At 71.3% G+C, this 10,281-nt stretch carries 10 protein-coding genes; 2 read left to right on the top strand and 8 right to left on the bottom strand.

Annotation, left to right across the window (positions count from 1 at the left end):
• Positions 1-220: 220 nt before the first annotated feature.
• Positions 221-559 carry a hypothetical protein gene (locus QM633_RS15900; protein WP_415154803.1) on the top strand — a complete coding sequence of 113 codons (339 nt, stop codon included), beginning with the start codon at positions 221-223 and terminating at the stop codon, positions 557-559.
• Between the two features lie 21 nt (positions 560-580).
• Here QM633_RS15900 and QM633_RS15895 read toward each other — a convergent pair whose 3' ends face one another.
• From QM633_RS15895 to QM633_RS15860, 8 genes are all read right to left on the bottom strand, one after another.
• Positions 581-1,060, bottom strand: coding sequence for an NUDIX hydrolase (locus QM633_RS15895; RefSeq protein ID WP_415154801.1), 480 nt, complete (start codon positions 1,058-1,060; stop codon positions 581-583).
• A complete protein-coding gene (gene tsaD, locus QM633_RS15890) occupies positions 1,060-2,109 on the bottom strand; it encodes a tRNA (adenosine(37)-N6)-threonylcarbamoyltransferase complex transferase subunit TsaD (protein ID WP_415154799.1) in 1,050 nt (349 codons plus the stop codon). The genes QM633_RS15895 and tsaD overlap by 1 nt, the downstream gene beginning before the upstream one ends.
• Positions 2,110-2,170: 61 nt before the next feature.
• A complete protein-coding gene (gene rimI, locus QM633_RS15885; protein WP_415154797.1) occupies positions 2,171-2,644 on the bottom strand; it encodes a ribosomal protein S18-alanine N-acetyltransferase in 474 nt (157 codons plus the stop codon).
• Positions 2,641-3,309: a tRNA (adenosine(37)-N6)-threonylcarbamoyltransferase complex dimerization subunit type 1 TsaB gene (tsaB, locus tag QM633_RS15880; protein ID WP_415154795.1), complete on the bottom strand. Its 669-nt coding sequence runs from the start codon at positions 3,307-3,309 to the stop codon at positions 2,641-2,643. The genes rimI and tsaB overlap by 4 nt, the downstream gene beginning before the upstream one ends.
• The gene (gene tsaE / locus QM633_RS15875; RefSeq protein WP_415154793.1) at positions 3,306-4,256 is read right to left on the bottom strand and encodes a tRNA (adenosine(37)-N6)-threonylcarbamoyltransferase complex ATPase subunit type 1 TsaE; all 951 of its coding nucleotides are present in this window, start codon (positions 4,254-4,256) and stop codon (positions 3,306-3,308) included. The genes tsaB and tsaE overlap by 4 nt, the downstream gene beginning before the upstream one ends.
• Before the next feature lie 149 nt (positions 4,257-4,405).
• A complete protein-coding gene (locus QM633_RS15870) occupies positions 4,406-5,545 on the bottom strand; it encodes a mannitol-1-phosphate 5-dehydrogenase (protein WP_415154791.1) in 1,140 nt (379 codons plus the stop codon).
• 2 nt (positions 5,546-5,547) lie between these two features.
• Positions 5,548-7,665 (bottom strand): PTS sugar transporter subunit IIA, encoded by a 2,118-nt coding sequence (locus tag QM633_RS15865; protein ID WP_415154789.1) that lies wholly within the window; start codon positions 7,663-7,665, stop codon positions 5,548-5,550.
• A 62-nt stretch (positions 7,666-7,727) separates the two neighbouring features.
• Positions 7,728-8,066, bottom strand: coding sequence for a PTS sugar transporter subunit IIB (locus tag QM633_RS15860; protein ID WP_415154787.1), 339 nt, complete (start codon positions 8,064-8,066; stop codon positions 7,728-7,730).
• Positions 8,067-8,201: 135 nt separating this feature from the next.
• Between QM633_RS15860 and QM633_RS15855 the strand changes: the two genes are divergently transcribed.
• A complete protein-coding gene (locus QM633_RS15855; RefSeq protein ID WP_415154785.1) occupies positions 8,202-10,244 on the top strand; it encodes a BglG family transcription antiterminator in 2,043 nt (680 codons plus the stop codon).
• The last annotated feature ends 37 nt before the right edge of the window (positions 10,245-10,281 follow it).

Here is a 10,281-nt window from a genome sequence, read left to right as displayed (position 1 = left end):
GTCGGCGGGCCAGCGCCGGCGCAGCGCCGTCGCGGCGGCCAGCGAACCCGGGTCGGGCTGGGCGGCCGCCTCGGCGAGGGCGGGCCCGGCCTCCTCCGAGACCAGCCAGCGCGCGAGTTCGATGTCCACGGGAGAAACCTACGCAATCCTCCGCGGCCAGGACCCGCGCGGGGTGGGCGCGCTGCAGCGGATCGGCCGGCGGGTGTCCTATCCTGCGGCAATGAAGGTACTCAAGGTCATCCTTCTCGTGCTCGGCCTGGTCGCTGTGGCGACAGCCGGGGTGATGCTGTTCATGGCGATGAACGTCGAACTGAAGGTCATCTGGGAGATCGCGACCCGGTACTCCACCGACACCGACCTCCGCGATCCGCGCCCGAACCTGCTGATCATCTCCGGCATCGTCCTCGGCGCCGGGCTGCTCCTCGGACTCGGCCTCGGCCTGCCCGGGAGGCTGAGTCCCTCGCAGAAGAAGCTGGACGCAGAACTCGAGGCCCGCGTCCAGGAGCGGATGAACCTCGCCAACGGCTCCACCGACCAGGTCACGCCGCCGCAGTCCTGAGCCGACGGCGCCGTCCCGGCCTCAGGGCCGGGTGCTGGTCCAGCTCGCCGGCCGGCCGTCGACGTACGGCATCACGCCGTGGAACGCAGGGCCGTCGTCGAAGACGAGCGGGAGCCAGGCGCGGTCCCCCTCCCACATCGGCAGCGTGGCGAGTTCATCGATCGCGTGCCAGGCGAGCGGGCCGTCGTCGTTGCGCTCCGGAGGCGTCCCGGTCCAGCCGTCGACGACGAAGACGAAACCGAACCAGTCCTCGCCGCCCGCGCCGAAGCCGGGCCAGGAGATCGTGCCGCGCAGGCGGGCGGCGACCACCTCGATGCCTGCCTCTTCGCGCAGTTCCCTGCACAGGCAGGTGTAGACATCCTCGTCGGGTTCGAGCTTGCCGCCCAGGCCGTTCCACTTGCCGGCGTGCTGGTCGCCCTGCCGGGAGCGGTGGACCAGCAGGACCCGGGTGCCGTCGGTGCTGAGCACGTAGCCGAGCGTGCCGATGACGGGGGTGAACATCAGACCAGGACAGTGCCGACCGGCAGGCCGGAGTTCGCGCCGAAGTCCAGTGAGGACGGGCGAAGGCCCGCCGTGACCACCTCGACCCCGAGGACGGCGATCATCGCTCCGTTGTCCGTGCACAGCCCCGGACGCGGCCGGCGCAGGGTGATGCCGGCGGCAGCCGTGCGCTCCTGAAGCAGCGTGCGCAGTCGCGAGTTGGCCGCCACCCCTCCGCCGAGCAGGATGTCGGTCGTCCCCAGGTGGGTGCACGCGTCCACGGCCTTCGCGGTGAGCACGTCGCAGACCGCTTCCTGGAAGGACGCGGCCACGTCGGCGACCGGAACCTCAAGCCCGTCCCTGCGCCGGGTCTCCACCCAGCGCGAGACCGCGGTCTTGAGGCCGGAGAACGAGTAGTCGAACCGATGCCTGACCAGGTCCTTCGACGCCGTCAACCCGCGCGGGAACGCGATCGCCGTCGGGTCGCCCTCGGCGGCCGCCCTGTCGATGACGGGCCCGCCCGGGTACGGCAGGCCGAGCAGCCGTGCCACCTTGTCGTACGCCTCACCGGCGGCGTCGTCGATCGTCGCCCCGAGCTCGACGATGTCCCCGGTGATGTCGTTGACCGCCAGCAGCGACGTGTGGCCGCCGGAGACGAGGAGCGCCGCACACGGCTGCGGCAGCGGGCCGTGGTCGAGCAGGTCGACGGCGACGTGGCCGACGAGGTGGTTGAGCCCGTAGAGCGGCTTGTCGAGCGCGACGGCCAGGGCCTTGGCCGCGGCGACGCCCACGACCAGCGCGCCCATCAGGCCGGGGCCGGCGGTGACGGCGATCGCGTCCACCTCGGACAGGTCGACGTCCGCCTTCTCGCAGGCGCGGCGCAGCGCGGGGACGATCGCCTGCAGGTGCGCGCGACTGGCCACCTCCGGCACGACGCCGCCGAAGCGGACGTGCTCCTCGACCGAGGACGCGACCTCGTTGGCGAGCAGGTCGTGCCCGCGGACGATGCCGACACCGGTCTCGTCGCAGGACGACTCGATGCCGAGGACCAACGGCTCCGACGAGCTCATGCGCGCTCCTCCCCGCGTCGTTCGGAAGGGCGCGGCCGGCGGGTGGAAGCCTGTGCGGTGATCACGCCGACTCCACCGCCCACTCGTCGTCGACGGCCAGGTGGCGCAGCATGACCACCGCGTCCCTGCCCGGGCCGTAGTAGTCGCGGCGGGTGGTCACCGGCGCGAACCCGAGACGCCGGTACAGCGCGACCGCCGGCTCGTTGTCGGGCCGAACCTCCAGCAGCATCCGCCGGCCGCCGACGGCAGCAGCCCATTCCAGGCCGGCGCGCAGCAGGGACGCGGCGACGCCCTGGCCGCGGAACTCGGGCCGGACCACGACGCGGTGCAGGTCGGCCATGTCGGCCACGCAACTGAAGGTGGCGACGCCGATGACCCGCGCGTCCCGGTCGAGCCGCGCGAAGACGTGGCGATCAGGGGCGGCCAGCTCGTCGGCCCAGGCGGCCGGCGACCACTGCTCGGACGCGTCGAAGCCGGCGCGTTCGAGTTCGAGGATGTCGGCGAGGTCGGTCTCGCGGGCGTGGGTGATGATCATCGGTTCCCCATCATGGCCAGCCGCGGTTGCAGCAGGGTCGACTTGCGGGCGGTCGGCACCTCGGCATCCGGGCGCCGCAGGTAGAGCGGGACGAGGCCGGCGTCGGGCAGCCGGTGGGCCGCCGCTGCCATCAGGCCGGCGTCGATCGCGTCCGGGCCCGCGCCGTCGCGTCCGGTGAGAGCGACGCCGGGGCCGGCGAGCGGCAGGTCGGGAACATCGCCGGGGGCGGTGACGAAGGGCCCGTCGACGCGGTGCCCGTGGGCGTCGTACCGCGCCCAGTAGACCTCTTTGCGGCGCGCGTCCGCGACGACGGCGAACTCGGCGGGAGCATCGCCCCGCACGGCCCAGGCGAGGGCGACGACGTCGAGACTGCACACCCCGGTGACCGGGACCCCCAGCGCCTGGGCCATCGTGATCGCGGCGGCGACGCCGACCCTGAGCCCGGTGAAGGGGCCCGGTCCGACGCCGACGACGATCCCGGTGAGGCCGGCGGGCGTTGCCCCCGCCTCGGCGAGCACGCGCTGGACGAGCGGGAGGAGTTGCTCCGCGTGCGCCCTCCGATCGGCGACGACGCCCGCGGACACCACGTGCCCGTTCCTGGCCACTCCGGCCCTGACGTCGGTGGCGGTGTCGATCCCCAGGGTGGTGGCGGATGTCGGCGTCACAGTGCCTCCAGTTCGGCGCGGACGGCGGTCCAGCGCTCACCGATCGGGGTCAGGAAGATCCAGCGGGTGTCGTCGGCGGGATCCAGCGTGCGGCGGATGTCCACCTCGAGATAGTCCTCGGCGAGACCCTCGGCCACGCCGGAGCCCCATTCGACGAGGGTAATCGAGTCGTCCAGCCAGAGGTCAAGGTCGAGATCCTCCAGCTCGGCCGCGGAGCCGAGACGGTACGCGTCGACGTGGACGAGCGCGGGGCCGCCGACGGTGGAGGGGTGCACGCGGGAGAGCACGAAGGTCGGGGAGATGATCGAGCCGGCGACCTGGAGTCCCGCGCCGATGCCCTGGGTCAGGGTGGTCTTGCCCGCACCGAGGTCGCCGGAGGCGATCACCACGTCGCCGGCGCGGAGGACGCGGGCGAGGCGGCGTCCGATCGCCTGGGTGTCCTCGGCGGTCGGGGCGGCCAGGCGCACCGGCAGCTGCCGGGCGAGGGTGAGGCTGGTGCCGTCCCTGGCGACCTCGACGAAACCGTGCCGCCGCCACCAGGTGACGACCTGGGGGAACTCCTCGCGGGCGACGAGCTCGACCCCGGAGACGCCCCGGACGGTGAGCAACTCGATCGCCACCTCGACCAGGGCGGAGGCGATGCCCTGGCGCTGGTGCTGCGGCCGCACCGAGACCCGGTGGATTCCGGCCATCGGACCGTCCACGCTCACGATCACGATGCCGGCCGGCTGGTCGTCCACGAGGGCGAGGACGCCGAACCCGCCGGCGAGCGCCGCGGTGACGCCTTCAGGCGTCTCGGAGAGCGCCGGAGGCGGCGGGTCGACCACCGGACGGTTGCCGAACGCCTCGCGGATCAGCGCGCAGATCGCCTCTGCGTCCGCGGCGGCGGGCTCGACGATGCGCAGCGCGCGGCCGTCCCCGAGCAGGGTCTCGGCCAGCACACTCATCGACTACCTCCAGGTCCGGGGCGGGGCGATTCAGCCCGAAGCATGCTACCCCCGCCACGTGAGACCGCTACCACCGCTGGCGTCCGGGTGGCACCAGAAACCGTCCCCCGGCAAACCGGCACGAGGGACGGTCCTTCGTGACAGGTGGGTCAGCCGGCCTGGCGGGCCCGCACCACGGCGAGGAGGTCGGGGTGGAGCGGGTGCTCGGGGGTGATCCCGGTCACCTTCTCGACGACCTCCTCCGCGCTCGCCGAGGCGAGCAGGGCCTGGAGTTCGACCGCCTCCGGGTCCTCGGTGGGGTCGAACCGCAGGCCGGCGCCGACGGCCTCCAGCAGGGCCGGCCTGGCCAGGCCTCGCTCGGCGAGCTGGGCCGCGGGGCTGATGAACCGGTCGTTGCGGCTCAGCTTGCGCAGCGGCGCCCTGCCGACCCGCAGTGTGGTGTCGGGCAGGTAGGGGTTCGCGAAACGAGTGAGGATCTTGCGGACGTAGGCGGCCTGCACCTCGGCGTCGACCCCGTGCTTGGCCACGATCAGGGACGCGGTCTCGGCCAGCACCGCGGCCACCGCGGCAGCGACGCCCGGGTCGGCCAGCGCGTCGGAGATCTTCTCGATCCCCGCCGCGTAGCCGAACCAGGCGGCCGTCGCGTGGCCGGTGTTCACCGTGAACAGCTTCCGCTCGATGTACGGCTCGAGGTCCGGAACCCAGGTCACGCCAGGGATGTCCGGATGGGTGCCGCCGAACGGGGTGGTCTCGATGACCCACTCGTAGAAGGTCTCCACGGTGACGTCGAGGCCCGCATCCGGGTCCTGGTTGGGCACGATCCGGTCCACCGCGGTGTTGGCGAACACCGCCTTCGCGTCGAGGTCGTCGCCCGGATAGGACTTCAGGACCTCTCCGGCGAGGATGTCGGTGCCGTTGATGGCGTTCTCGCACGCCATCACGGCCAGCTTCGGCGACCGGGGAGGACGCGCGGCGATGCCGGCGGCGATGGCGGGGGCGACGAACCTGAGAATGTGGGCGCCGACGGCGGTCGTGACGATGTCGGCGGACGCGATCGCCGCGGTGAGGGCGTCGCCCTCGGCGGCGGAGTTGAGGGCGGAGAACCCGCGGACCTCCTGGGTCCGCGGGTCCTCCCCGACTTCGTGCACGACGTAGCTGTCGGCGTCCTTCAAGCGCTGGATCAGCGCCTCTGCGACGTCGGCGAACACCAGTTCGTAACCGGCGTTGTGCAGCAGCAGGCCGACGAAACCCCGGCCGATGTTCCCTGCTCCGAAGTGCACTGCCTTCATGATTACCCGTTCACCTTTCCGAACGTGTCTGCGATCTCCTGGGCGGTGGTCGCCTTCTCCAGTGTCGCCACGGAGTCGGCGTCGAGGAACACCTCTGCGATCTTGCTGAGCAGTTCCAGGTGCTCGTCGTTCGCGCCGGCGATGCCGATCACGAACTTCACCGGGTTGCCGTTCCAGTCGATGCCCCCGGGGTAGCGGACCACCGAGATGGCCGAGGACTGGATCAGCCCCTTCGCCTCGTTGGTGCCGTGCGGGATCGCCAGGAAGTTGCCCATGTAGGTGGACACCGAGTTCTCCCGGTCGTGCATCGAGGTGATGTAGCCCTCCTCGACCGCACCGGCGGCGACCAGCAGCCGTCCGGCCTCGTCGATCGCCGAGGCCTGATCGCCCGCCGTCCCGGACAGGACGATCGAGGACAGCTTCAGGACGCCGTCGGACGCCTCCGGCTCTGCGGCCACCGGGGTCACGGTCGCTGCGGCCGCCGGGGCGACCGCCTCGGCAGCGGGTTCGGTGACGATGGCCCGTGCCGGCGCGGCCGGAGCCGCTACCGGTGCGGGCTCAGACGCTTTTGGGTCGCTGTTCGCCTCCTTGACCATCTCGACCACCTCGTCGTACCGCGGGGAAGCCATGAAGTTGTCCACCGCGACATGCACCGCCGACGGGGTCTTCTGGGCGGCCCTGTCCATCAGGTCCTTGTGGGAGACCACGATCTGGTAGCTGTCGTCCAGGCTGGAAATGGCCTTGTTGACGACCTTCACGTCGCTGAAGCCCGCTGCCTGGATCTTCTTGCGCAGCACGGACGCGCCCATGGCGGAGGAGCCCATGCCCGCGTCGCAGGCGAACACGATCGACTTCACCGCACCCGCCGGCGCGGTGACGGTGCCGGCGCGCAGGCCGGACAGCGCGTCCGAGCCCTTGCCCTTGTTCGCCTCGGTCGCGCTGATCGCCGCACCGAAGGAGTCGGCGCCGGCGGCCTCGGCGGCCAGGTCACGGGAGCGCGAGGCACGCAGGATGATCGAGGCGATGATGAACGTCACCGCGGCCGAAAGGATCACCGAGAGGAAGACCGGGACATACTTCCCCGGTGCGATCTGGGCGGCCACGGCGAGGATCGAACCCGGAGCGGCAGGCGCGCGCAGCGCACCGCCCAGCAGCATGTTGGTGGTGACACCGGTCATGCCGCCGCCGATCAGGGCGAGGATCAGGGTCGGCTTCATCAGCGCGTAGGGGAAGTACACCTCGTGGATGCCGCCGATGAACTGGATGAACGCCGCACCCGGAGCCGACGCCCTGGCCGCGCCGATGCCGAAGAAGGTGAACGCGAGCAGCAGGCCGACGCCGGGGCCGGGGTTGGCCTCGAGCAGGAACAGGATCGAGCTGCCCGTGTCGGCAGCCTGCTGGGTGCCCAGCGGGGTCAGCACGCCGTGGTTGATGGCGTTGTTCAGGAAGAACACCTTGGCCGGCTCGATGATGATCGAGGTCAGCGGCAGCAGGTTGTGGGAGACCAGCCAGTTCACGCCGGTGCTCAGGCCGGACATGACGCCGTTCACGATCCAGGCGATCGGGTAGAAGCCGATCAGCAGCAGGACGAAGCCCCAGATGCCCGCGGAGAACATGTTGACCAGCATCTCCAGGCCGGCCTTGATCTTGTCCTCCCAGAGCCGGTCGAGCCAGCGCATGCTGTAGGCGGAGATCGGGGCCATGATCATGGCGCCGATGAACATGTGCACCTGGCCGAGCTCGGAGAACTTGGCCGGGTCATTGCCCGCCGCGACCCACACCTCGAGCAACCGGGCGTTCTCCTGGGCGATCAGGTAGTCGGAGCCGGCGATCGCGCCCATCACGCCGATGGCTGCGACGATGCCGCCCCGCGCGCCGTAGACCATGTGCCCGCCGGTGTAGGCGATCACGATCGGCAGCAGGTAGTGGATCATCGGGCCGACGATCGTGGAGATCGCCGAGTTCGGGGTGAAGCCCGCCGGGATGAAGAACATGGTGACGATGCCCCACGCGATCAGCGCGGGGATGTTCGGCATGATCATGCCGGACAGGAAGGTGCCGAACTTCTGCACCGCCACCCGCACCGAACCCGGCGCGGGTGCTGTGGTTGTTGCTGACATGAGTTGTCGATTCCTCTCTTACGGTGGAGCCGGGTCCGCGTCCGTGCGGTCGGCGAGGGTGATCAGTGAGGTTCGCCCGAATCGTGTCTGACGGTTCCATCCTGGACCGCGGTCGCGATCCTGGCCAGCATCCGGGTGCCGTCGACGTCCGCGAACGCGTCCGCGTCCATCAGGACCACGCCCACCCCGTTCGGGGCGGCCAGCGCCGAGATCCGGGCCAGGTGCGGAGCGAGGTGGGGACCGAGCAGGACGAGATCGCTGGAGGCGATCTCGTCGGTCAGCGACACCTCGTTCGTCGCGACCGCGAGCCAGGCCAGTCCCTGCGCCCGGGCGGCACCGTTGATGCGCTGTGCCACGAACGTGCTGGACGCCCCCGCACCACACACCACAAGGATCCTCACTGATGCCTCCTTCGCCCACATCCTCGGACGCGGAACAGGTCAGCTCAACCACGACAGTTTCCGCGGGGGCGGAAGGAAGAGTCGACCAGCGAGTTGCGGCCGGCGGCGTTCCCGGGCGCCGGCCGGGGCGCAATAATGCCGCAACGCGTCCCGGCGGGGGGAACACATCGCCGTGCCCCGGGCGTGTTTGACTGTTGTTGCACGAGGGCGTCAGCTTCGACGCCCCGGGGCAGCTCCGCGGGAGGTCGGAACGTGTCGAGGTCTCGGCAGAACAGGCTCCTCACCCGACTGGTGGGTGCGGAGAGCTGGGTCACCGCCGCGTCCCTCGCCGACTACCTGGGGGTCACCCCCCGCTCCGTGCGGACCTACGTCGCCGCGCTGAACACACGGGTGGCCGATGGGGTCGTGGTGGAGTCCGGCGCCCTCGGCTACCGCGCCGGGCCCGCCGCCCGCGCCGCCCAGCAGGAGGACGCCGTCGAGCCCGGCACCCCCCGCGCCCGGCTGCACCAGCTGGTCCGCCGCCTGCTCGAGTCGGAGACGCCGCTCGACGTCCACGACACGGCGGAGGAGATCTACGTCTCCTCCGCGACCGTGGAGGGCGACCTCGCCCGCGTCCGCTCGTTCGTGAGCGGCAGCGGCCTCGCCCTCGAGCGGCGGGGCTCCCTGGTCTGGCTGCAGGGAACCGAGATGGCGCACCGGCGGGTGCTGAGCCGGCTCGTGCACGACCAGACCGACATGAAGTCGCTCGACTTCCCCGCCCTGATGCGTGTCCTCGGGGAGGGACGGGTCGGGGCGCAGGCGTACGCGCGGTTCAAGGCCGACCTGGTCGAGGCTCTGGGACGGCTGGGCTACTTCGTCAACGAGTACGCGATCGCCGACGTCCTCATGCACGTCGCGATCGCCGCCGACCGGACCTCCCGCGGCCGTCCGCTGACGACGGGAGTCGCCGAGCTCCGCGGGGACGCGGTCGCCGTCGGCGAGGTGCTGGACGAGCTGGCCATCCGGCACTTCGGGATCCGCTTCAACGAGGGCGACCGGGAGTTCCTGGCCGCGGTCGTGCTCAGCAGGCTGGCCGCGCCGCGCCTGGAATCGGTGCAGGCCGTCGCGCGGGAACGGGTCGACCCGCAGGTCCGGCAGGCCGTCCAGGACGCGTGCGACGCGGCGGCCGCGGAGTTCCTCGTCGACCTGTCGGGCGAGGACTTCACCTGGCGGCTGGTCCTGCACGTGCAGAACCTCGTCGAGAGGGTGGCGGACTCGGCCTGGTCGCGCAACCCGCTGACCCGCACCCTGAAGGCGTCCTACCCGATGATCTTCGAGGTGGCGGTGTACATCGCCACCCGGCTGCAGGAGCGGCTCGGCATCCCGCTGGTCGACGAGGAGATCGCCTACATCGCCATGCACGTGGGTGCCCGGCTGGAGCGCAACCGCTCCGACGGGTCGCCGCCCACGGCGACGATCGTCTGCCCCGGCTACCACGACCTGGACAGCCTGTTGCGTTCCAGCCTGGACCGCTCGCTCGGCCGGACGATCCAGGTGGTCCGGGTGGAGACGCGCGCCGACCCCGACTGGGACGCCATGGACACCGACCTGGTCCTCACCACGATCGCGCCGCCGGAACGCAGCGACCGGATCGTCCCGATCCCCCTGTTCCTCACCGACGCCGACGTCGAGCGGGTCCACACCGCCGCGATGCGGGTGCGCAGGATCCGCCGGCTCGCCCGTCTCCGCGCCGAACTCGAGAAGTACTTCGCCCCGGAGTCCTTCGTCCGCGATCTCGACCCGGACGCGGGCGAGGAGGCGATCATCCGCCGGCTCGGCGCACACCTGGTGGCGGAGGGAGTGATCGACGACAGCTACGTCGAGCGCACCATCGAGCGTGAGCAGATGTCGTCCACGGCGTTCACCGACGCGCTGGCCGTCCCGCACGCGCTGAGCATGACGGCGAGCCGGACAGCGATCGCGGTCGGCATGGCCGACCGGCCGATCCCGTGGGGTGAGTCCCGCGTGCAGGTGGTCGTCATGGTCGCCTTCTCCGAGAGCGACCGGGCCGCGTTCCAGACGGTGTTCGAACAGTTGGTGGAGGTGTTCAGCGAGCACGACAGTGTCCAGCGGCTCGTCCACCGGGGCACCGACTTCCCCGCCTTCCTCGACGAGCTGGTCGCCGTCATCGACGGCTAGGCGGCTGCTGAACGATGCTGTTCCGAGCGAGGACGTG

Source organism: Propionicimonas sp., assembly GCF_047606205.1.
GTDB lineage: Bacteria > Actinomycetota > Actinomycetes > Propionibacteriales > Propionibacteriaceae > Propionicimonas.
This window is presented reverse-complemented; position numbering and strand designations above follow the sequence as displayed.